Below are 22,931 nucleotides of genomic sequence, written 5' to 3'. Positions count from 1 at the left end.
CTTAGAGTATCTTGGTTTTAGACAAAGTGAGGGGTGCCCGCAGAATGTTGCAAGGAATGATGGATTTTTTTAAGGACTTCGGTGCGTGGGGCATGTTTCTTCACTCGTTTCTCGATGCCGTAATTTTTCCAATTCCCGCGTTTTTTCTCCAAGTATCTTTAGGCCTTATGGATCCTTCCAATGCATTATGGATCGCCACGGTAGGATATTTAGCCTGTCTCCTCGGAACTCCGGTCGGATATTTTATGGGGAAATTGTTAGGAAAATCGATCCTCTACAAAATTCTTAAAAAAAGCTGGATCGATTCAGCAACCAATTTATTTAATCGAAACGGGGAAGCGGCGATTTTCATCGGATCTTTCACGCCGGTTCCTTTCAAAGTGTTTACGATTTTATCCGGTTGTTTGCATTTTTCGTTGTGGAAATTGATCGGATATGCCGCCGTCGGGCGAGCGGTGAAGTTTTACACGGTAGGCGTACTGTTCTATCTTTTCGGGAGAGCCGCGGAAGGCATGATACACGGTTATCTCACGTATACGCTTCTGGGAGTCGCTTGTCTGTTGGCCGTCGGCTTGATGATCAAGCGGAAGCTGCAGAAGAAAAAGCAAACGGCGCAAACGGCCGTACCGGCAGTGGAAAAGGCAGAGGAATGTTAAAGAGGTTGTTCAAAAAGTCCTCTTTTGATCACGAAGTATATCTAGAAGCGTATTCGGCATCGAATCTTGCGTTCACCCTCGAAGTCCGGTGCTCATGTAGGTTTTACCTACACTCCGCTCCTCCTTCTTCGGGTTCTCGCAACCTTCTCGGTGCTGAAAAGTTGACTTTTTGAACACGCATTTAAAGGATTGGGACTCAAGCCTGAAAACTCATGGGGCTTCTCTTACGTAGCGCTGCGCTATGTATGGGAAGCCCCTCAATCATTCTTGGCATAACAACCGCAAGTACGCCATGTTAAGCATTAGACATGCGCGACATAAAAACGGATCCTGAAGGCCTAATTATGGAATCTGCGAGGGACCACAAAATGTATGCGAAAAATCATACAAAATGAGCGACGCATGCAGCAAATCAGTCGATTCTATTCGAAATTTCACACACAAATCGAGATTTTGAGCCCTGATCCTGTAAATGTTTACGAAAAATCACACACATTTTCTACTACGTTCTCTCACGTCAAACTGTCCGCAATTAATCGACGCTCTCATTCGATCCGCTATTCTTGCAAGGACGGCGTTTTTTCCTGAAATAAAGCCTTCGCGATCCGTTAACCGGTATGTTCGACCAACCGTTGCAATATTTGCAGACAGACTTCCATCTCTTCGTCCGTGCCAATGGTAACGCGCAAATATTGATCGATTCTAGGTTGTTCGAAGTACCGCACCAGCACGCCTTCCTTGCGCAGCTCTTGAAACAACGTCTTAGCCGGCTTGGCGTGATGGGATATAAGGATGAAATTCGCTTTCGATTCCAATACGCGAAATCCCATCGCTTGCAGCTTGGCGACGGCAGCCTCTCTCGTCTTCATTACTTTGCGGGTCGTCTCCGTGAAATACTCCTCGTCTTGGAACGCGGCAACCGCTCCCGCCAGCGCAAGCCTGTCCAGCGTGTACGAATTAAACGAGTTCTTCACGCGGTTCAACCCTTCGATTAATTGCGCGTTGCCGACGGCGTATCCGACGCGGAGACCGGCTAGCGATCGGGATTTCGACAGCGTTTGGACGACCAGCAGATTCGGGAATTCATGAATTAACGGGATAGCTGATTCCCCGCCGAAATCGATATAAGCTTCGTCGATGATGACCACTTGATCGGGATTGCCGGCCACCACTTCCCGGATCGATTCCAAAGGGATATATTTGGCCGTTGGCGCGTTCGGATTGGGCAGTATGATCCCTCCGCCGCTTCCCCCCTTCAAACGTTCCAGAGGGACGTTAAATTCGTCGTCTAACGGAACGAGCGTTACCGGGATGCCGAACAAATTCGCGTATACTTTATAGAAGCTATAAGTAATGTCGGGGAAAAGAATCGGTTTCTCCCGATCGAAAAACGTCATAAACGAGAATGCCAATATTTCGTCCGACCCGTTGCCGACAAATATATGATCCGCATTCAAACCGTAATATTCCGCGATCGTGGTCGTTAATGCGCCGCAATTCGGATCCGGATACAGCCTTAGATCTGCGTCGGCCGCCGCTTGAATGGCGGCAATCGCTTTCGGCGACGGAGGATACGGATTTTCATTCGTGTTCAATTTAATATATTTCCGGTCTTTCGGCTGCTCTCCCGGCACATACGGGACTAACGATTTTACAGTTTCGCTCCAATATTTGCTCATTGCGGCTCTACTCCTTATTCCTTATTATGTATCTTTCTATTCTCGATCGCGGCCTACCCGCCTTTGTTATCGCATCTTTTTATTTTACTAGATTTCCGGAAAGAATAGTATCCCATAAATTACCGCTTGTTCTTGCTCGATTCATATAGGTAGAGTATTTACTAATAGAAGGCTTCGTGCATGGATAGGAATATTGAGAAGACAATAGTTCGCGGGTACCCCCATATAAATGTCCAAGTTCTCGTAATAATATATAATACCTATTCAACCTTGAACGTCAATTATGGAAGCGTCGACAACGATATCCTGCCGATTTGGAGAGCATGCAGCAAGAATGACTTACTGAGGAGGTAACAATGGGAAGAAGAAGATCGCCGGTTATGAAACTTTGCGAGTTGGAACAATGCAACGAAAGACATTATGCGAAAGGTCTCTGCAAGCGTCATTACCATCAGAACAGGCGCGACCTGTTGAAACAGACAAAAAAAATAAGCCGTGACGGCTCTGCCAACAATATGCAATCGGAATTGCTTTAAATTCGAGCAAGGTACGCTTTCAATCGTATGACCGTTGCGGAAGGAACGGGATTAGCCGCCTTCAATTAGCCAATCGCTCTTTGAAATGCCAATGCAACGCGTTCCTTCTGAATCGGTTTCACAATGAAATCCGTCGCCCCGTTTCGCATCGCTTCCATTACCATTTGCTGTTGTCCCATGGCGGAACACATAATGACTTTCGCCTGCCGGTCCATTTCCTTAATTTTCTTCAACGCGCCAATCCCGTCCATTTCCGGCATCGTAATATCCATCGTAACCAAATCCGGTCGATGCATCGAATATTGCATAACGGCCTCCTTGCCATTGCTTGCCTCCGCTACGACCTCATACCCCAATTCTTCCGCGATGTCCCGAAGCATCATGCGCATAAATGCCGTGTCGTCGCACACTAGAACCCGATACATGTTTCATCCCCCGTATTTTCAATGATGCGGCCGAGCCGGAGACGCTCATCTTCGAAACGCTCCGATCGCCGTTTTTCCCATATTTTTCGCGAATATCATTTTTTTGTCCGCAATATTGATCAAATCGTTCAATCGGACGCCATGTTTCGGATAGACGGAGCAACCGACGGATACCGTAACATCAATGGACAACTCGTCGCGAAGCGTCGAGATGTTGTACATCATTTGTTTATGCCTCTGTTTCACCGCCGTTTCGTCCGTATAAGGCATCATCATGACGAATTCATCGCCGCCCCAACGAACGATGTACTTCTCGCCTTTGAACGATTGAAGGACGGTCGCGGAGATTCGCCTCAATACCTCGTCTCCCGCATGATGGCCGTATCGATCGTTGATCGATTTGAAGTGATCCACATCGATAAAGAAAAGCGCGATTTTTTGCGATTTCTTGTTCGCCTTCTTCACGAGCTTCTCAAAAATGCGAAAGGCCATCCTCCGATTGTAAGCCTTCGTCAACGAATCGATCTCGGATGCGTACTTTACTTCGTCGTAATGTTTGCCCAGTCGCCATGACAATAGAACCAGTATATTGGAAAGGAAGACAAACCATAGATGAATTTGTCCGATCGCCCCAAAGTAAATATTTAATGCCATTAAACTTCCAAACGAAAAAAGCGTTAATACGAATCTTCCTTTATATTTCATATAAATGGTACTCACTCCTATGATATTGAATCTTCTTGTTTCGATTTCGCGTTTTACGCAACGTGAACTATTCTACAATACGGGGCTGAACAAAAACTGAACTTAACTCCGGGCGGGAACGTTTCATGTGATTTCACGTGTTCGGTTACCTTGTAAAACGACGAAAAAAAGCCCGCTGAGCGTACTCAACAGGCCAATAGATTGTTAGCAATGTTATGCGTTACGCGAACGTTTTCTTCTTAGGAAAACAATTCCTAAAGCGACAAGACCGAGACCGGTCAACTGCATCATGAGATGGCTGTCTTCCCCGGTCTTCGGAAGCGTTTGTCCCGAACCGCTTCCCGGTCCCGGATGCGGGCCGTTGCCGGCCGAAACTTCGCCGTTTCCGCCTGCCGGCAGTTTCTCTACAAGAACGTCATAGTGCACGGTCTCTTCATTTCCGGCTGCATCGGTTACGACGACTGTGAACGAATCCTCTCCGACATACCCCGGATTCGGCGTATAAGTCCATTTGCCGTTTGGATCGATCGTCACCTTGCCATGCTCCGGTTCTTTGCCAATCTTCGCTTCGCTTCCTTCCGGAACGTTCGCATCGCCTTGAACGGGAGTTTCTTTAGGCGTCTTTACTTTCTCCCCAGGCGTTGCCAGTTTGTTCGGTTTTTCCGGATTTGGCTTGCCCGGCGTTTCCGGGTCCTTCGGATTTCCCGGTTTCGGATCGGTCGGCGTGCTCGGGCCAGGATCGTAGCCGCCTCCACCACCGCCGCCGCCGTTATCCGTATAGCGGTAATTCTCTACGATTACAACCGCTTCGTCCTCTTGGCTGCGAACGATTTCGAACTCGGTCAGCCTCGTTTTGATGTAATAACCGGCCGGCGCTTTCGTCTCTTCGAAGTAGTACTTGCCCGGTATAAGCTCCGTTATCAGCAATTCGCCGTTACCGTCGGTCGTTAACCCCTTCAGTTCGTTCCCTTCCGCGTCTTTGACCGGATTTTTCCGCTCGTCGAGCAGCGTGAATTGCGCGCCTTTCAGCTTGACGTTCGGACGGCCGCTTTCCACCTTGGTCAGTTTGACGGAGCCGGGGATGAGCCGGTTGACGGAAGAAACGCTTACGATCTTGCCTTCCTCCTCAATGTCAAACTCAATCGGCGTCGGATCGAGGATATAATGTTCCGGCGCTTTCGTCTCAACGAATTGATAGCTGCCTCCAACCAAGCCGTTCACGGTTAACTTCCCGTCCGCGCCCGTCTTTAACCCGCTCTGCGGTTCGCCGCTAATTACTACGACGTTTCCGTCCGCATCGCGAAGCTCAAATTCCGCGCCTTCCAGTGGAGTACCGTCATACTCGTCCGTCTTGGTCAATTCGACGGAAGCGTTGCGGATGATTTCATTCGCCATACTGCGCGTCACCATGGCGGTCTGTCTCGGATCGATTTGGAACGTAATCGGAGTGTCGTCCAGCTTGTAACCTAACGGCGCCTTCGTTTCCACGAATTGATAGTCGCCCGCGTCCAAGTGGGCTAGGAAGATTTTCCCTTCCATATCCGTTTTCAGTTCCGTTGCCCCGTCAACGTCTACATACTGTCCTGCAGGATTCTTTTTCTGCAGTTTAAAGATTGCTCCTGCCAAAGCTTTGGTAGGATCGTTCTTATCGTATTTCTTCAATTCGACATCCCAAACGCCCTTCTCGTTCGTGATCGTGAATGGAACCGTATCGCCCGTTTTGTCGGATGTAAATTCAATTGTTTTTCCATCCTTGTACTCCTCGTCAATCAGATAGCCGGATGGAGCTTCCACTTCTTTCAGCACATATTTGCGGTACTTGTATTTTTTCTTCGTCGTTACTTCGCCGTTCGAATCTGTGGTGAGCGTCTCCAGCACATTGGTGCCCGATTCGTCCTGAAGTTCGAATATGGCGCCAGCCAACTTCGTCTTCGGTTCATCGGCGTCGACTTTCACAACCTTGATGTATCCTGTTCCGATCATGAAGGTTCTGCCGCCCGCACCTGGGGTAAAGCTGACTTTACTGTCTTTATTGCCCTCGACGATGCCCGCGCTGTCGCTATGGCCGGCAAAAGTGACCCCATTGCTTATGGTTTGGCCGCTGTCGTCATTAATGAACGACTTGTATTGTAAAATATAAGCTTCTTCAATCGGCTTGTGAAAAGTTAGCGTGAACGAATCCGCACCGGTCTCTTCGTTTGTTTCAAACGTAATCGTATACTCGGAAGGATCGACAAGTTTTGCATTTCTCAAACTATCGATTACACCGCTCGTTGTCACTTCCGGTTTATACAATTGAAACGAATCTTGCTGCAAAATTTGATTAGGCGATAAGGTGTCTGTTAAGCTCGGTTTTGCGACATAGGATTGGCTGAAATTGACGTTAACCGTCCATGTCGCATAGACTTGCTCTGATCCCGTTCCCTGAACAGGCAGCTTTTTCGCAACATACTCCCCGGCTTTCGGGGGCCCAACTTGATCTCCTTTGTTGAACAGCAGTGTCTTGCTTGGATCATTGCCGTCATGCAAGGTCGCTTGATTGGAGTAACCTTCCTTGAGAACAGGATACCCTTTCAAACTCGTCTGGTACGTAATGCGGTAAGCGGAATTGATTTGGTCGTTAAAGGTTAATTCGAACCCTTTTTTTCCATCGTGTTCAACAGCATCATTAAATTCATACGCTTTAAACTCAGGAGTTCCTTCGGGCACACTTACTTTGCCGTCTGCAGCGATAGTTAAAGGATGAACTTTCAAGGAACCTTCAACGAAATCTTGCCCTTTCGTATAGAAATCGCGTACGACGGCTTGATCGATGACGTGACGGTTGAAATTGACGTCGATCGTCCAGGTGATGACTTTATTAACGGCATCATATTTGCCTTCTTTATGACCGTTGTTTTTCATGTACGGTTCCGTTACAGCCGTCTTATTTTGATACTTCAGAGTGTCAGGAGGATTAGGATACTCATTCCATTTGATCTCAGCTTGATTCTCATACGTATGAGTTTTCACCTTATCCGGGGTGAAATAGGTAGGATCGAACGAGGTCTTGTAAGTGATCGTGTGATGTTCCGTGATCGTATTTTTAAACTCGATGTTAAACCCTTTATCAAAACCTTCGTTCTCGCCGCTATCCGCTTCGATCGTTAACGTATAATCCTCGTCTTCGGTTAAGTTGCTAATCGTTAAGCTGATCAATTCCAACCCTTGGCTGGCAAAGTCGTCCGAAATCACGACACCGGTCATCTCATGCTTGTCTTTATTGAGGTCAATCGTCCAGGTGATCGTTTTATCGGCATAATTGATCGTTCCGTTATGTTTCTTAAATACTTCTTGACCAATCTTTTGTGTATCGCTTTTTTTGATACCGCCAAACATTTCGACTGTATTCGTAACCTCTTGACTCTCATAGACGCGGTTTATTGCTTTCGTTGTATATTTGATTTGATATGCCGAGTTCACGCCGTTCTTGAACTTCAGCTTAAAGCCCTTGTCAAAACCAGTGCCGACTCCTTCAAATATATAATTGGTTGAGTCGACGAGGTTAGAATTCGTAGCGTTGCCGCTGTTGTCGATCGTCACGCTATATACTTTAAACGATCCTGGCACCAACTCTTGCTGTGTAGTATCAAATGTATCGACAAGCAACGCTTCTTCCTCAGCAAGGGCTTGCTGGTTGAAATTGTAGTCGATTGTCCATTCGATTTCTTGCTTGGAAGGATTGTATTTGCTTGCCTTTTTATTCAATGGCTCATTGAATTTTACCGGTACACTAACGCCTGCCTTTTGACTAAACGGCTTGGAATCGACAGTTCCGGAAACTTCTACATCATTTTTGTATCGTGGGCTGTAATCGGCATCCCCACCAGATGGCAAAGGAACCTTCGTCGTATACTCCACGCGGTACGCCTTGTCAATGATGCCGTTGAATTCGATTTTGAACCCATCGTTTGTGTTGTCTTTCGTGAAATTAGTATAGCTTGCTCCTTGCCCCGGTTCTCCGCCTTTTATTTTCACTTGTAACTCAGTTACTTCAACCGAATCTAAATTAACGGTTAATCCATTCGGCAACTTGTCCCGGAAAACGGCATTGCTTATCGTCTCCTCGCCCAAGTTGAAATCGACGACCCAATGTATTTCGTCCGGATTTCTGGAGTTCGGGCTGCCATTTTTATATGCCTCGCCTTTTTTGGTGACCGTAGCATTTCCGTCGGGTTTGAAATGGACGGGAATAGTGACAGAATCTCTATGGGGAATGTCGAAAACGATGTTTTGCTTCGTGCTGTCTTCCAACGCCGACCCGTCAAATTGCCTCCAAATATAAAAGTTTCCCGTATACCCCTGGCCGCCGTTTATTTGCTCGTTAAATGTAAAAACGACTTGGCCGTTTGAAGATATGGTAAACGTTCCTACAACTCCGACTTCGGCATAAAGCTCCCCTGTTTCATCGAACCCCGAAAATTTATCAGGCAACTTGAACGTAAAGGTTGCGCCATCGGAATAATGATGTTCATCGGGAAGCTCCCATGAATAGTCGATAACTACCGTATCTCCCGAACCGGGACGAATATCCCGAATTTTTTGCGCTTCAGGATTCGGACTTCCATCTTCCTTGAAAGGCAAGTCATTCCACATCTCCACGCCTTGGATAAGATCGTATGTAATTTCCGTCGCGCTCATCGGACTCACCAAAGACGGCGTGCCGTATACATGATCCGTGACGCTTCCCACGGCCGGGCTTCCCGAAGCTTGCGATTCGTCGTTGGCGCTAATGAACGAAGCCGGCAATGCGAGATTCAGCAGCAGCATCGCCATCAGTGCAAAATACGACGTTCTCCTCAATTTCCTTTTCATTACAAACCTTCACCTCGCTATGAAATTGTCAAAGTACAAGCGAACACCATGATCGGGTGTCCTTTGTAACGCTCCTCCTTTCCGCATGTCAGCTTGGAGGTTAACTCAGTTGGCCGATGTTCTGCGAACTGACATAAATCGGTATTTTTGCATTCTCATGCTGTCGAACCAAGTCGATATGCATCGTTTTTACTATAAAGGAGGACTCTGAATTTTTTCTGAACATTTCATGAAAGAAGATAAAAAAACAGCCGTTCATCCCCATTCCTAGGGCGAACGGCTTCTATAGATTCGCTAGCTTGCTGCCGAAGAATCTTCGAGCATCTTTCCTTTGATTATAAGGCGGTGGGTCGATTTACCCATGGGATGGCAAGTGACTAAAGTAATTTCTTTATCCTTCCCGTTTCCCTCCAATACCCAAACTTCATCCGGCTTGACGTATAGCTTCTCCACGACCGTGTAGGTATACTTATGCTCCCCGTTGTCAACTTCAATCGTATCCCCTTCCTCCATCTCGTCCAGCCGATTGAAGTTGCGTCCGTAAGTGCGGTTTCGATGCCCGGCGATCGCGTAATTGCCGATTTGCCCCGCCTGTCCTGTATTGTCGATGCTCGCTAAGGTTGTTTTCATATTTTCCTGCGTAGCCCCGTGGAGTATCGGCAAATTCAAATCGATTTTCTCGATATGCAGCATGCCCTCCAGCCGATCGTCTTTCTCCGCGTTCCCGGGCGGCGCTTCCGGCGCCGGATCCGATTCAACCGGGGCATCGGCCTGCTCCTCCGTCCCATCCTGATCCGGCTCGTCAAGATCGATATTTTGAAAGCTTGCCTGCCATTCCTGGATCAATTTCTGTTGTTGGTAGTTGTCGTACGTCTCTGAAAGCTTCGGGTAAAAGAAGATCAAAATTCCTGCAACAATGAGCGCAAACGGCCATATTCTGATTTTCATCGTTCCTCCCCTTCCACGCCGGACAGCGCCAATGCGCCGTATTCGCGGCAAACCTCGCGACGAGAGCTTCTCTCGGACTTAGGTTCCCGTTCCTCCCTTTACATAGCAGCATTCGGAACTGTAGATTACCATAAGCCCGCGCCTTACCAGAGCGAACACCGTATTGGTCGTGCAGTACCATTCCGGGGTCGGCGAACCGCAATGCCGTTCCCCGCTTGGCCTCGCTCCTTCAAACGTCCAAAACCCGCCCTTCCAGCGAATCAATCGCCCGCCATGTTTTTTCGCCATTTCGAGGGCTTCTCTTTGAATCTCGGATAGCGGCATCGATAACTCTCTCCTTGACGCAACGCCATTACGGCGCATAATCGCCATTATAGCTCACCAGCATCACGTCGCGAACCCCTGTTATATTGGAAAGCTCGTTGACGAATGCCGTGTTGTCGTCGCGCAGGCGAGTTTCTACCGTCATTTCCGTCAAATGTTTATTCACGGTTTTCGATTTCAGTACATATTGCAATTTGCGGAGACGAACCAATACTTCGTCCTGGGCGCTTTCCTCATATTTTAATATAAGCAAATAGGGGTTGTCTTTCACTTTCCGGCGGGACAACCAATAGATGACGATCCCCACTCCGAGCGACCCGACGACCGAGATGGGATAGATATGGGCTCCGTTCGCAATGCCGACCGAAATGGCCCAGAACATATAAACAATATCCATCGGATCCTTGACGGCCGTACGGAAACGAACAATGCTCAGCGCGCCGACCATCCCTAGAGAAAGGACGATATTGCTGCTGATCGTCATAATAATCAACGTTGTGATCATCGTCATCAATACGAACGTTATATTATAGTTATGGCTGTATACGACGCCTCTGAAGCATTTTTTATAAACCCAATAAATGAACATGCCGATCAAGAAGGATGATAACAATCCCCAAAAAATATCTACCCATGAAACTTTGTTAAACGCTTCTAATTGAAGAACGCTTTTTTTCAAAAAATCTGAAAAATTTAAAGTCGTAGTATCCATTGATTACAACCCCTTTCCCATCGTTAATAGGAGTACACTTTCCGGCTTTCCTTGCATATCGCGTATTTCGAAATCGTCGAACGCTGCTGCGCCGACATTTGCAACAGCTGAAAGATATGGCCCGGAACGATCTCGTTATATTTCACTTCCAGGATCGTCCGCGGGCCGTCGATCATGCTGCGGGTCGTCAAGTACGGGTCGAAGATGTCGAAAGACTGAATCCCGGCGGATAGTTGCTTGTCAAACGTAATTCTTACATCGGACACGTTGTAAACGTACGCTTCGCGTATATAATCGACGATAACGGCCGGTTTCATAAAGCCGTGCTGTACCGCATAGTAAAATTCCCGTTTCAAATCCGACTCCGAATCGGCGATAACTTCTGTTTTCCCTTGCAGGATCGCTTCCACTTCCGCCCGCGTGAGGGAAGCCGATTCCTTCGAAACGTATTGATTCCATTTGTTTTTCCGTTCCAGTTTGATCACGGAGTCGCTTTTATTGTAAATGCGGATGCGGTATTTTTTCCGGTCCAGAATCCCGTCGTTTTTCTCATGCAAAGCCGATTCGTAAACATTGTCGAAATAAAGGCTGCGGATATGGTAACCGTTCGCGTCGACGGAGTTCTCGTCCAATTTCAATATGGATTTGACCCGTTCCCGCAGCCCTGCGTATTCATGATTATGGATGTAAAATTTCAATTCATGCCTCAGCTTTCGTCTGTCTTGCATTGCTTTCCCTGCCTTCCGCATCATTTCGTCCGTAATATACCGGTTCATCGATCAATTGCGACCCTTCGCGCAGCTTTCGCTCCATCTCGGCAAAACCGAATTGACCCCATTCTTCGGCCGTCATGCCGAACACTTGCCGCAATTCTTCCATCAACAGAAGCGGACGCCGCTGTACGAACGTTTCCATCTCGGCCACCGCCGCTTCCCAACGATCGACGGAATCCCCCCATCGTTTGGCATGCCGCGGCATTTCGGGTGCCAGCGCCTCTTTCGTTTCCTCGATCGCGGATAGAACGCGTTGGGCGGAAAAGGTGCCTTCCAGCCTGAAAGTAAAGCGGCGCAGAAATTGCTCGCGTAACGCAGGCTGGCTCATGAGAACTTGAAACAGTCGGATCGACGGGTACTTGCTCATCTTGTCGGACATGACCTTAGCCGTTGCGGGATATTCTGCGTTCAGAAAACTCATATCCCCGTCATAGAAAATCCAGCGCCACTTGCCATCCTCTTTCTGCGGCTTCCAGTAGCGTATGTTATGATCCGGCCAATCCTCGTTGGCAATGTACAGTTCGCCGATCATGTAATCGAAGAAATTGTCAAGATCGATGTCGCGTTCCGCGAAGGAGAAATCGACCGACCGGCCGAGCCTGATCCGCTCGACTCGTTCCATCAAGGCGTCGAACGCCTCCCCCGATCCTTCCTTCACCGTACCGGACGATTCCAGCAAATCAAGTTTGCTCGCTTTCACTCCATGGCGCTGTTCCAAAAATTTATCCGATATTTTATCGCGTAAATCGCAAATACCGTAATATTCCCCGTTAATATAAACAACAACAGGGCGGTAATACTGTGCGTCGACCTCCGTATCCTGGAACAGCAAGCCGGAGATCGCGTCCCGCATATGCGTTTGCCCGAAATCCTGGCCGCCGTTGCGCAGCACAAGAGAGCTGTAACGGTGATTCGCCGCTTCGGGAAAGAAGGGGTATTCAAACCGTTTCGGGCCGTATTGTTTCTTCGCATACAGGGCCAACGATTTTTGCGGCTTTTCCCGCGATTCGCCGCCCATCACCCGTACGCCCGCTCCCGCTTCGTAACCGAGCGTTCCGTCGGGCTCATACCATTGGATATGAGCCGCAATGCGCGTATCGTCGCGTACGCCGCCCTTCGCGCCGTTCTCGGGACGCAATATACCCGCCTCGGGCGACCATAGATCATCCGGTTCGGCCGTTATGGAGACGACAGGCAGCGAATGGCGCTCGCCGGCGAAATATACGCCCGTCCGCACGTCCCCCATCGATCCGTCGCCGCGTATCATTCTTGCCCGGATGACAACCGTCTCGGTTACGGATATGGGCTCCGCATATAAATCCGATTCTTTGCCCGGCTCCGAACCGTCCGTCGTATATCTGATCTCGCTATCCGCATCCGTCCCTCTGCCTTCGATTTCCAAGGCAAAAGGCTTCTCAAAATAACCCGGATCGGCGGAAAAGACAAGCTCCTCCCTACCGGCCATCTCCATATCCGCCATTTCCCGCTCCTGCTCCTTTTCCGACTCGTTCTCCAAGACGGAGATTTCGGGCGGTTGCCCCCCCTCTTGATTCCACGCCCATAGGAGGGCAGCGATGATTACGCAAACGAGAAAACAAACAGCCGCAATCCGTTTCGCATTATTCATCTTCCATATCCCTTGGATGCATGACAACGGGTTGTGCCGCAGTGCCCGATATATAAAACTCGCGTATACCGTAGTATAAATGGCTTTCCAGCGTGTCAAACGCGACTTGCCGGTTGCCTTTGCTATCGGTAATCAATACCCGCCAATAATATTTGCCCGGCTGCAGCGTGTCTACTTGTTGCGACAGCACGGTCAGCCCGTCCCGATCCTCGACAAGTTGGGCGAAATCCGGCGTCCGGCTAACCTGAAAATGGTATACGATATCGTCGCCCTGCAAATCGTACGAGTTGGACCATTGGAACAGCCATTTTCCGTCCTTCCGTTCGACGTCTGCCAAATAGACCGGCATCGGGTTTTCCAACGCTTCGAGGAAGATCCGGTAGTTTTTCTCGGGAAGTCCGATGAGCCGGTCCCATTCCTTCCGGTACGTTTCCGGCGTCCCCGGCAAATATCCGATATCCGGTTCGCTAAGCGTCACGGCCGGGGCGACCTTCCGGTATTGATCCAGCAATTCCTTCGTTCTTTCCGGCGTAACGATCGTCATCAACTCCTCGATTTTATCGATCAGTTGCCGTACATTTTCCGGATTCTTGAAAAACCGATGCTGCAGTTTGCTTCCCCAGTAATTGGAGATGCCTTTTTGCCACGGGCTGTTCTGCACATCTTCGCCCTTCTGCTGCGTATATCCCCACGCCCCGTCGTAATCCCACGGGAGGAAGAACCATTTCTCCGAATTGAGCGGCGAATACAGATAGAAATTTTGCGAGTTGGTATCCATGTTGTCGAACAATATATTCACCGCCATCCAGGTCAAAAAATTGTCGCGGTCGAAATGCTTTTCGAATACTTCGTCGAAATTCAGTCTTTCATCGTTCACGTCGTCGAGCATTTGCAGCAGTTTGGCGTGATCCTTGCTTCCCTTGACTTCGAGAATGCGTTCGAACGCAGCCAAATCGTATGTCGGATCGTCGGCCAATTTCAACGATTCCGGGTAACGCAGAAATTCGAAATAGCTCGCTTTATACAATTGCCCGTTCGGATCGAGCCCGTGCGTGCGCAAGAACGATTTGTTCGGTTGCTCGATTTGGGTGTACAGGCCGTAGTTCTCGAATTTCGGATTCGGCGCTCCCCCCGTTAAATCTTTGACATGCAGCCGGACGAATTGCGTCCGCAAACTGGTGAAATCGGGTATTTCCTTGAAATAATCGAAGCTTAATTTATTGCGGATTCGGGTCAAATCGTACGGATGTTTGATCAAATTGACCGTTTTCTGTTCCCTCCATAAGCCGCTTCCTTCGGTCAGTTTGATCTTGTAAGCTTTTTGCTTCGATCGTCGCGTAGAGTTTCCCCGGATCGTCACCGTCGCGTTCGGCAGGATGTCGTCAAAACCGAACATGCCGCTCTTCGGTCCCGTTTCATCCCCTTCTTGAAAAATCGTATCCAGAACGACGGCCGGCTCGGACGGTTCTTTCAATGTGATCTTATTGAGCTCCGCCCACGTCGCAGGCGGATTCTGCTGGATATTCGTCTCCGTTATCGTCAAATAGAGATCGACGATCGTATCGCCTCGATCTTCCTCATAGACCATTCGGTTCTCGACCAATTTCGGACTGTAATCGACCGCCAACGCTTCGATATTCGCCGTGGTTTCGGCCTTCACGGGTTCGACCGGCTCTTTGCCCGATGTTTGCGTTCCCGGCCCCCCGGAAGAACATCCGGCCAGCAACATGACGGCTCCTAAGCAGGCGGCGATCCATCGCCGGCGCGAATCATCATACCGTTTCACCGGTTATCCCCCCTTTTTGTTTCATTACTAGCGGTTGTGAGCTGAATGTGTAATACAATAAGTTTTTCAATATATAAGACAATCTGGCGAGCGCGAAAAGCAGCGATAGGGACGATGCGCAGAATACCGCAAAGCTCGGATCCGCTTGCAGCAAAGCGGCGCCCGCCGAAAAGACGACGATCATGGCAAAGAACGCGCCCGCCAGCGCAAGCACGCCTTTACGGTCGTCGAAATATAACAGAACCAACGACAAAACGTTGTAAATAACAAAGGCGTAAAAAGCCATGACGAGCACTGTATACGTTTCGATCTGCGTGGATAAAAATCCAACCATCGGCAAGAGCCTTATACCCAAAGCGATCGCGACAATGGAACAAACCAGCTGGATGCCCATAATCAGCACCAGCTCTTGCGTCAACATACGGCCAATATCCTTGTGCGCCGATTCGATATCGGCGATGGAGCCCTGCCCAAGGACCGAATCGTAAAATTCGCGGCATTTCGGATAGAAATTCGTTTCTAACGAAACGACGAACATCACCAAGGTTGGGGTGATGGACAAGAAGGCGTAAAAGACGGCCGCATCGTATTCCGGGGTCATCAAAAATGCGTCCTGCACCCATCGGCCGTTGGTAAGCCAATAGACGAATTGGTGCGAATATAAGCCGAGCGTGCCCAAAAGTCCCGCTGCGATAAGAGACGGGTATTGCCGCGCTCTTTGGAGCCAGGCGAAATCGGGCGCCTGAGCGCGCACTCGGAAAGATTCCTTGACGACGCCGAGCAGCCACAGCATCGTAATCAACCAGCCGCCGGCCAGGCATAGCGTCATATCCGCCGCGGTAGGCGCGTTGGTCCAGGACAACCAGCCCCACGCCGCCGCCAAAGCGACGGCCATACCGGTTAAGAATGCGTAAAATACCGCCTTAAACCGCTTGATGGCCGAAACGTAAACCGTCAAATGCCAGATGACGATCAGTTCCATAAAATTAATATAAAGCGGCAGCTTGTACGACACGGGCAAAGGCGACCATATCAAGAAAGCTCCCCCGCCAAGCGCGGCGGCAGGCAGCAATATTTTGAGCCCGCCGAATACCGAGGGGAGAATTTCCCCGTAGCGCTGTTCGTATATCATGTCCGATACCGTTCGCGTCATCAGCATCCCGATCGCGGAGTGAAAAATATAAGAAAAAACAAATGCATACACAAGACCGGAGAAAAACAATTCCCGTTCGTTGTAATGCGCTCCCCGCTCGATCATCATCCATTGGATGGCGGCGACGGCCAGCATACAGCTGCACAGCGGTCCGACCGTTATCACCGACGAAAAGACATATGCCTTCAGCCGGTTGAACACGCCTTCCTTTTCATACAATTTTCTTAACTCAAATCCAACCCCTGCCATAATGGTTACCTCTCACATGATTGATACAACGACTTATAAGCGTCGATAAAAGCTTTTTTGGTATAATACTCGCCGACCCGCTTCCTTCCGTTTTCCCCCATACGATTGCGCAATTCCGTATTTCGGCACAAAGTCAGAATCGCGCTGGCGATCCGTTCGCTATTCATAACGGGCACGACGATTCCGGCTTCGCCGTAATCGTCATGCGCGCCGTACAGCAGTTCCTTGCAGCTGCCCACATCCGTTGCGACGAACGGCTTGCCGGCCGCCATTCCTTCCAATACGGCCAGCGGCTGCCCCTCGCTGATGCTCGTAAGGGCAAGTACGTCCATTTTCCCCAGGTAAGAGAATAAAGGAATGTTCCCGGTGAACATTTCGCTGCCCAATCCCAAGTCTTCCGCCAACTGGACGCACTCTTCGTAATACTCTTCGTTTTCATCGAAAGGCCCCATAATGTAGAACGAAGCTTGCGGCATTTCCTGCTTCACCAGCGCAAAGCTTTGAACCATCGTCTTGATGTCTTTAATCGGAACAATACGGACAAAGGCGCCGATATGGATGCGCTCATCCCCCGGTTCCTTGCCCGGAAGCGCGGCAAAATCCGCCGTTTCGATGCCGTTCGGCACAATTTGAATTTTGTCCGGATCGCAACCGAGCTCGATTTCAATCTCCCTGTTGCGGTTAAAGAGCGTCACGACCCGGTCGGCGTAATGATAAGCGCAGCCCGCCAGCTTATAGAAATAATCGATCCATAGATCCTTGAAGTAACCCTTGACCCAACTTGCTTTAATAATTTCCTCCTCGCGTTCCCGCGAGTAAATGCCGTGTTCCGTCAACAGCATCGGCTTGCCGTACAAATGCTTGGCCAAGCTGCCGATGACGCCCGCGTAACCCGTTGTGACGCAATGATACAGATCCGCCTGCGGTACGGGCTCGCGCAATAGAAGGAACAGCGGCACGACCATGGAACGGGCCGTCCAGAACATTTCCGTAAACGGAACGTACAAGTACCGCTCTTGGCATAATTGATGGATAATGTCGAAAAAATCGCGGCTCATCAGAAAGTCGGCCACCGATTTCATATCGGCGTTTCGCAGCGTATCGAATACTTGCTTCCAGTCCGGCGCGTCCTCTCGTACGAACAGGCTTTTCAAGGCATGAATTTGGTTTGGATCGAGCCCATAGCGTCCGCTCGGCCGTCCTTCCTCCTGCAAGTAAGAATCCAGGAACACTTCCCTAATCTCTGAAACGTTGGAAGGGAGCTCGTATTTGAATTTTCCCCGATCCTTCTGTTCCGCCCCGATCGCGTAAATGACGAATTCATGCTCAGGCATAGACTGGAGCAACGTATGCAGCCAACTGGACACCCCGCCGGTTACATAAGGGTAGGAGCCTTCGGCAATAATCGCTATTTTCATAATGATCCCTTCAGTTCGATTTCGAATTTGGCGTCTTTCGCTTGTACCAAATACACATTCTCGTCCACCCGTTTGACGCTGCAATGCTTCAGCGCCCCGATTTTTTTGTCCGTACGGAGAAGGAAGTAGAGATCCCCGCTGAACCGGTTCACATAGCCGCGCAATTTCCCTTCTTCGCTCCTGTCGACATACACTTGCGCCGCGGCCGTCTTTTTGACTTCTACCGCCGCTTCCGCCGCTGTCATACTGCGTAGAAAACCGTAACGCTCGCCTTGAAACTGCAGAAAACGGTCCATACGTTCGTACAACTGCTCCCATGTGTACGGAAAACTGCGTTTAAGATCCAGAATATCGTCCGGATGGACGAAATGGGAAAATACGCCGACGGAAGAAGCTCCGTTCATGCTTACCCAATACATGTAATCTTCAAGCAGGAAGCCCGATGTCAGCCGCGGAAGCTCGACGATGCCGTCTTCCGCCACCTCGAATTCCTGCACATAGGCAAATTGTTTCTCATCCACGGTATAAAGCGACGAAATATTCGTTAAGTCCGGCAACGCCTTCGCTAGAATCTCCCTTCCTTCCGGACCGAGAACGTTGGAAGGCGGAACGTATGTTTGAATCTTGTTGGACGGAAACACGCTTTGGGCAAAGCGGAGCGCCGCGCCGAGCGACCCGGCCATATCATCGGCCGACGCCCACGGTTTATAACCGAAAGCGGCGGATATTCGCTCGCTCGTTACGAAAGATTGATGATTATATCCGTGCAGCCCGATTTCGCCGCCGCCTTTAAGGACTTCACGGCCCAACGTCGCCAAGCTGCTTCGATCCGCTTGCTTCGGCGTTAGAAAAGGCGGGGTTACGTCGTCTTCATACGTTTCGATTAGCACTCCCGTATATTTCACGTTATGCTTCTGGGCAAGCCGAACCATATAAGGCCACCATATTTCCTTAAAAAATCGCGGCTCGCTCCGTTTATAGGTCCGATACAATTCTTCGTTAATTCCGTTCGGAAACGGAGCAGGGAAATCGTCGATATAAACCAGCTTTACATTGAAGATGGAATACAGCATGTCGGGAATCAAAAGCCCCGTAATTCCGGTAATCAAGCCTCTGCTCGTCTTCTCGTCCAGCATCGTTCCGTTAAAGACAACGAATTTGCCCTTTCCGTACGGCGTTTCCCACAGGAGCGGATCTCCCGCCGCCGACGTCATATGCACGTTCGCTTGGTCCCCCAAATCCATGCGCAGGGATGAATTCGTAATAAAATCTTTATTGAGCTCATACCCCTTCATACCGATTAAAATATTGGTTTGAAACCGAACCCCTTGCGGCAATATGTATTCGCCTACGTCATAGGCCCCCAATTTGCGGTAAATGGCAAGCAAAACGTCGTCCAAATCCGGTGCGGTCGCGAGCAGCAAATGGCCGCCTTGTTCGACGTAAGGAGCCAGCCAGCTATGATCCGTTAACCGGCCGAGCCGCGGCATGGCGATGATGACCGCTTGATACCGATCCGGGCTTCCCTGCAGCTTGGCCGCCTCCATAATGTCCGCCGTCTGTTTCATATCCTTCAACGTTCTGGCAATATTGTCTTTCAAACGAATGCTGTAAGGATTATCGTCGTCATACAATATAAGAATTCGATCGGTCTGCAGCGAGGCGGCTTCTTCCGGTGAAATCGCATCCCGATAATCAAGCGAGTCCGGCGTCTTGGCTTGAAGTCGTCCCGTCCATGCCAATAGCTCATCCTGACGCGATATTTGCAGCGCAATTCCAAGAATAAGAACCAGCGCTAAAATGAAGTATATATTTTTCTTTTGCAGTCCCATGTCAACCTCGCCTCACTCACTGTTATGCAGCCAAAATCGGATGACGCCGAGCGCATCGGGCGTTACGCGAATCGGCGCGGCCCGCAGCGCCTGCAGCGTGGCAAGAAGCCGCTCCCGTTGGCCTAATTCATATCTCAGCTTCAATTCGGCCAAATACGGTTCCTCGCGGCCCGGATACGCTTCATAGAAGCGGCCTGTCCAATATTCGGCCCGGTCCCCGTTCCCTACTTGAAGCTCGGCCTCAATCATATCGGTATAGTGCGAGACATCCCCTTTGCCGGTTTCCAACAGCCGCTCGAGCACCTCCGTTTGCAGATGCCGGTATTGGGACTGCGTATGGCGATCCAAAAAACCGAGGTCCAAGAATCGTTTCAACGCATCGGCATACGACAACAACAACTCCGGATCGCCCGGTGACTGCTCGTAACGCACCGCCAGCTTCTGCAGCATGAGCGTCAGCTTGCGCTTCAGTTCCGTAACCGCCGAGACGGCGTAATGGGAGGTTTCCGTATCGTCGTTGCCGACGGCGGCCTCCAGCAAATCAGGACGCGCCTCCCTTTCCGTCTTCAGCAGATCGAGCAGCATGCGCCGCCGTGTCGTCACATCGCTATAGTATAAAGCTTCTTCCAGAGGAACGAGATTGATTTCCTGCCGGATATCGACCTGCCGCGGATTTTTCCCGTTGTCCGTTCCGCTGTACACGAGATGCGCAAACCGTTCCTCATCCGTCATCTCCTCCTTGGAACGCTTTGCCGGCATGGACGCCCATAAGGCTACGATCAGGCCGACAAAAGGGATGCACACGATCAAGGTCAGATCGGTGCGCCAAGGGCGGCGGTTGAAGATGAGGAAAGCCAAATACGCCAAGCTCAATCCAACATAAATGAGATAAGCCGTCTTATACATAAGATTTATCCCTGCCAAGCAGCGCGGCGTGAATGCCCGAAGAACTCAATCGGTCCGCAACGCGGGCGGCTTCTTCTGTCGTCGAATTCGACAACAGCACTTGGATATTCCGATTCCGATCCAGACCGATATAATCCGATTCGCGCAAGCATTGGGCGATCCGCATGACGGTCTGTCTCCAATTCGGACCGTTGTCGCGAATCTCTAGCAAAGCGTAATGGATATTGTAGGTTTTCCGCAGCTTCTCTTTTTGTTCTATCATTTCTTGCATGGCATCCATATTCAATAATGCCGAGTCCTCCACGTAACGTTCGCTGCGGACCGCTCCGGCAAATTGAAACGCTCTTGCCAAGGAACCGGAGATAAGCTCCGACGCCACCTTGAACAGATGCTCATGGTATAAGGTAAAACGTTCGAATTCGATTTCGTGCAGCGAGATGACGGCTACCGTTTCCCCCTCATGCACGATGGGAGCGGCCATCATCGGCATTTGGCCCGCCAGTTCGCGGTTAATGAATAGGTTTTGTTCGTCGACAACAGTCCGCCATTGCGGCGCGTCGTCCACATGCAGCGATTTCGGCAACAGGAAATCGTCCCGATTCGACCGGACCATGAGGCGCAAGAAACCGTTGGTTCGGTAGGAATAAATGGAGACCGAACGGTTGCCCATCAACTGTTCGATTACGCCGACGGCCGCGCCGACTACTTCTTCCGGTTGCAAACTTTCCAGGTTTCGGACAATGGCGTACAATCGTCCGAGACTGTCCTTGCTATTGACGATTTGCTGCTGCAACTGCTCCTTGACCTCGAGCGTATCTTCGTAAACCTTCTTCAAGACATTGTAATCCGCCAGCGCCGTCTCCATCTTCCCGTCCGCCGCAGCGATTTTTGTTTTGCGTTTGTCTGTCGTATACCCGATGATTAATCCCAAAAACAAATAGATAGCGACTTGGAAGAACGCTTCCGTATCGTATACGAGCGACAACAGTTCGCGGCCTTCCGCCACTTGCCCGTACAGGTAATAAACGATCGCCAAACAAACGGAAATCATCGATTGGCGGATTCCGTACAAGCTTGCGATGAGTATGATGTAGAAAAGCATGAAGTCCAAGGACAAGTACCGGAAAACCAGAGAGGAGTCCACTAATGCTACGATGGCGAACAGAAAAATATTTTCGACATAGGGAAGAATTTTCTTCCACGTTTCCGGCAGCGCGAATCTTTTTTTCTCGCGCTGCGGCCCGGTTTCGGCGCGTTGCTCGAACCAGGCGATCGTTTTTTGCAGCCCTTCCTGTACCGAATATAGCGGAACCCAGTCCAGGGAGCGTTTCAATCTGGTATTGTCTAGCGACGATCTATAAATGTCGCCTTTCCGCGCGTCCAAATAGCGGACACCTGCCGTCTGCTTCTCGGCCGAAAGCATGCGGATCAAATCGTTCAAGCTCGTTTCCGTACTTGTCGATAAATTAAATACCCCGGTAATATCGCTGTACGCCCCGCGGTAGATGGCATCCGCGACGTCCTCCACGTAAATAAAGTCCCTCGTCTGGCCGCCGTCTCCGTATACGACCAGTTCTTGGCCGTTCATCAGCTTATTTAAGAAGATGGAAATGACGCCGCCCTCTCCCGTGTCGCTCTGGCGCGGTCCGTACACATTGGAAAAGCGGAAACAAAGCGTATCAAGTCCGTACATTTCTTGCCACTTGGCGCAGTACTGCTCGCCAAACCATTTATGCGTCCCGTACGGAGAAATCGGCGCGCACGGCGTATCCTCCGAGAGCGGGAGCCCTTCTTCCTGCATGCCGTAAACGGCGGCGGTCGAGGCGAATATAAATTTTTTCACCCCATGCTTGGCCGAGAGGCTGAGCATATTGGCGATCCCGAGCATATTCGACTGCGCGTCCTCGTAAGGGCGTTTCACCGAGCGCTGCACGTCGATTTGCGCGGCAAGATGCACGACGAGATCGAACTTGCCGCTGCGGAACACTTCCTCGCATTTCGGATCTTCCACATTCATGGTATACAATTGATGTTTAAACGAGATATGGTGGGTTTGTCCTGTAGTTAAATTATCAATGATGCTAACCTGATGCCCTTCCTTATGAAAGCGTTCGGCGACGAAAGAGCCGATAAAGCCGCAGCCGCCAGTAATTAGAACTTTCATTTTCCCCCTTAACCCCCGAATTCGTAATCTATGCCTTGCCGAGAACGATCGAAAGTTGTCGACACTGCAACAGTATCCAAGTGTAACCGAGCCTTCTAAACATTTTCTGAACATTATTGAAACGATTGACATGATGGAAATATCAATGGTAGCCTAAGTGGGATCAATCGTAACGAAACGCAAA

The 22,931-nt window shown here is 49.9% G+C and carries 17 protein-coding genes; 2 read left to right on the top strand and 15 right to left on the bottom strand.

The annotated features are described in order from the left end of the window. The first annotated feature begins 44 nt into the window (after positions 1-44). Complete coding sequence (locus LQ229_RS09585) at positions 45-656, top strand: VTT domain-containing protein (RefSeq protein ID WP_216538718.1); 612 nt, start codon at positions 45-47, stop codon at positions 654-656. Between the two features lie 608 nt (positions 657-1,264). On the opposite strand, the gene hisC is transcribed toward LQ229_RS09585, so the two are convergent. After that, positions 1,265-2,335: a histidinol-phosphate transaminase gene (hisC, locus tag LQ229_RS09580; RefSeq protein WP_216538719.1), complete on the bottom strand. Its 1,071-nt coding sequence runs from the start codon at positions 2,333-2,335 to the stop codon at positions 1,265-1,267. A 356-nt stretch (positions 2,336-2,691) separates the two neighbouring features. Between hisC and LQ229_RS09575 the strand changes: the two genes are divergently transcribed. Beyond that, entirely contained in the window at positions 2,692-2,871 is a 180-nt protein-coding gene (locus tag LQ229_RS09575; protein WP_216541402.1) for a hypothetical protein, read from the top strand. A 65-nt stretch (positions 2,872-2,936) separates the two neighbouring features. On the opposite strand, the gene LQ229_RS09570 is transcribed toward LQ229_RS09575, so the two are convergent. The 14 genes from LQ229_RS09570 to LQ229_RS09505 form a co-directional block, all read right to left on the bottom strand. Then, positions 2,937-3,296: a response regulator gene (locus tag LQ229_RS09570; protein WP_216541403.1), complete on the bottom strand. Its 360-nt coding sequence runs from the start codon at positions 3,294-3,296 to the stop codon at positions 2,937-2,939. Positions 3,297-3,341: 45 nt separating this feature from the next. Next, a complete protein-coding gene (locus tag LQ229_RS09565) occupies positions 3,342-3,950 on the bottom strand; it encodes a GGDEF domain-containing protein (RefSeq protein WP_230191585.1) in 609 nt (202 codons plus the stop codon). Between the two features lie 264 nt (positions 3,951-4,214). Continuing rightward, entirely contained in the window at positions 4,215-8,855 is a 4,641-nt protein-coding gene (locus LQ229_RS09560; RefSeq protein ID WP_230191584.1) for a collagen binding domain-containing protein, read from the bottom strand. Positions 8,856-9,149: 294 nt separating this feature from the next. Next, complete coding sequence (locus tag LQ229_RS09555) at positions 9,150-9,803, bottom strand: class D sortase (protein ID WP_230191583.1); 654 nt, start codon at positions 9,801-9,803, stop codon at positions 9,150-9,152. Positions 9,804-9,881: 78 nt separating this feature from the next. After that, positions 9,882-10,127: a hypothetical protein gene (locus tag LQ229_RS09550; RefSeq protein ID WP_230191582.1), complete on the bottom strand. Its 246-nt coding sequence runs from the start codon at positions 10,125-10,127 to the stop codon at positions 9,882-9,884. Between the two features lie 28 nt (positions 10,128-10,155). Then, positions 10,156-10,839: a DUF4956 domain-containing protein gene (locus tag LQ229_RS09545; RefSeq protein ID WP_230191581.1), complete on the bottom strand. Its 684-nt coding sequence runs from the start codon at positions 10,837-10,839 to the stop codon at positions 10,156-10,158. 23 nt (positions 10,840-10,862) lie between these two features. Continuing rightward, complete coding sequence (locus LQ229_RS09540) at positions 10,863-11,567, bottom strand: polyphosphate polymerase domain-containing protein (RefSeq protein ID WP_216538149.1); 705 nt, start codon at positions 11,565-11,567, stop codon at positions 10,863-10,865. Beyond that, positions 11,539-13,239: a CotH kinase family protein gene (locus LQ229_RS09535; protein WP_230191580.1), complete on the bottom strand. Its 1,701-nt coding sequence runs from the start codon at positions 13,237-13,239 to the stop codon at positions 11,539-11,541. Before LQ229_RS09535 ends, LQ229_RS09540 begins: the two co-directional genes overlap by 29 nt. Next, positions 13,232-15,025: a CotH kinase family protein gene (locus LQ229_RS09530; protein ID WP_216538147.1), complete on the bottom strand. Its 1,794-nt coding sequence runs from the start codon at positions 15,023-15,025 to the stop codon at positions 13,232-13,234. The genes LQ229_RS09535 and LQ229_RS09530 overlap by 8 nt, the downstream gene beginning before the upstream one ends. Further along, positions 15,012-16,427, bottom strand: a complete 1,416-nt coding sequence (gene pelG / locus LQ229_RS09525) for an exopolysaccharide Pel transporter PelG (protein WP_216538146.1) — start codon at positions 16,425-16,427, stop codon at positions 15,012-15,014. The genes LQ229_RS09530 and pelG overlap by 14 nt, the downstream gene beginning before the upstream one ends. 5 nt (positions 16,428-16,432) lie before the next feature. After that, positions 16,433-17,845 carry a GT4 family glycosyltransferase PelF gene (pelF, locus tag LQ229_RS09520; protein ID WP_230191579.1) on the bottom strand — a complete coding sequence of 471 codons (1,413 nt, stop codon included), beginning with the start codon at positions 17,843-17,845 and terminating at the stop codon, positions 16,433-16,435. After that, positions 17,842-19,677, bottom strand: a complete 1,836-nt coding sequence (locus tag LQ229_RS09515) for a DUF2194 domain-containing protein (RefSeq protein ID WP_216538144.1) — start codon at positions 19,675-19,677, stop codon at positions 17,842-17,844. Before LQ229_RS09515 ends, pelF begins: the two co-directional genes overlap by 4 nt. A gap of 12 nt (positions 19,678-19,689) precedes the next feature. Next, on the bottom strand, positions 19,690-20,583 hold the full coding sequence (locus LQ229_RS09510; RefSeq protein WP_216538143.1) for a hypothetical protein: 894 nt from the start codon (positions 20,581-20,583) through the stop codon (positions 19,690-19,692). Continuing rightward, a complete protein-coding gene (locus tag LQ229_RS09505; RefSeq protein WP_216538142.1) occupies positions 20,576-22,747 on the bottom strand; it encodes an NAD-dependent epimerase/dehydratase family protein in 2,172 nt (723 codons plus the stop codon). The genes LQ229_RS09510 and LQ229_RS09505 overlap by 8 nt, the downstream gene beginning before the upstream one ends. Between the last annotated feature and the right edge of the window lie 184 nt (positions 22,748-22,931).

The organism is Paenibacillus sp. CECT 9249, assembly GCF_918697855.1.
Classification (GTDB): Bacteria; Bacillota; Bacilli; order Paenibacillales; family Paenibacillaceae; genus MSJ-34.
Note: the sequence above shows the minus strand (reverse complement) of the source record. Positions and strands in the feature narration are given on the sequence as shown.

Coding starts and splice junctions, on each gene's coding strand:
- LQ229_RS09565 (WP_230191585.1), bottom strand. CDS start 3,950: ATGGCATTAAATATTTACTTTGGGGCGATCGGACAAATTCATCTATGG.
- hisC (WP_216538719.1), bottom strand. CDS start 2,335: ATGAGCAAATATTGGAGCGAAACTGTAAAATCGTTAGTCCCGTATGTG.
- LQ229_RS09570 (WP_216541403.1), bottom strand. CDS start 3,296: ATGTATCGGGTTCTAGTGTGCGACGACACGGCATTTATGCGCATGATG.
- LQ229_RS09540 (WP_216538149.1), bottom strand. CDS start 11,567: ATGCAAGACAGACGAAAGCTGAGGCATGAATTGAAATTTTACATCCAT.
- LQ229_RS09535 (WP_230191580.1), bottom strand. CDS start 13,239: ATGAATAATGCGAAACGGATTGCGGCTGTTTGTTTTCTCGTTTGCGTA.
- LQ229_RS09560 (WP_230191584.1), bottom strand. CDS start 8,855: ATGAAAAGGAAATTGAGGAGAACGTCGTATTTTGCACTGATGGCGATG.
- LQ229_RS09575 (WP_216541402.1), top strand. CDS start 2,692: ATGGGAAGAAGAAGATCGCCGGTTATGAAACTTTGCGAGTTGGAACAA.
- LQ229_RS09585 (WP_216538718.1), top strand. CDS start 45: ATGTTGCAAGGAATGATGGATTTTTTTAAGGACTTCGGTGCGTGGGGC.
- LQ229_RS09555 (WP_230191583.1), bottom strand. CDS start 9,803: ATGAAAATCAGAATATGGCCGTTTGCGCTCATTGTTGCAGGAATTTTG.
- LQ229_RS09545 (WP_230191581.1), bottom strand. CDS start 10,839: ATGGATACTACGACTTTAAATTTTTCAGATTTTTTGAAAAAAAGCGTT.
- LQ229_RS09510 (WP_216538143.1), bottom strand. CDS start 20,583: ATGTATAAGACGGCTTATCTCATTTATGTTGGATTGAGCTTGGCGTAT.
- LQ229_RS09515 (WP_216538144.1), bottom strand. CDS start 19,677: ATGGGACTGCAAAAGAAAAATATATACTTCATTTTAGCGCTGGTTCTT.
- pelG (WP_216538146.1), bottom strand. CDS start 16,427: ATGGCAGGGGTTGGATTTGAGTTAAGAAAATTGTATGAAAAGGAAGGC.
- LQ229_RS09505 (WP_216538142.1), bottom strand. CDS start 22,747: ATGAAAGTTCTAATTACTGGCGGCTGCGGCTTTATCGGCTCTTTCGTC.
- pelF (WP_230191579.1), bottom strand. CDS start 17,845: ATGAAAATAGCGATTATTGCCGAAGGCTCCTACCCTTATGTAACCGGC.
- LQ229_RS09550 (WP_230191582.1), bottom strand. CDS start 10,127: ATGCCGCTATCCGAGATTCAAAGAGAAGCCCTCGAAATGGCGAAAAAA.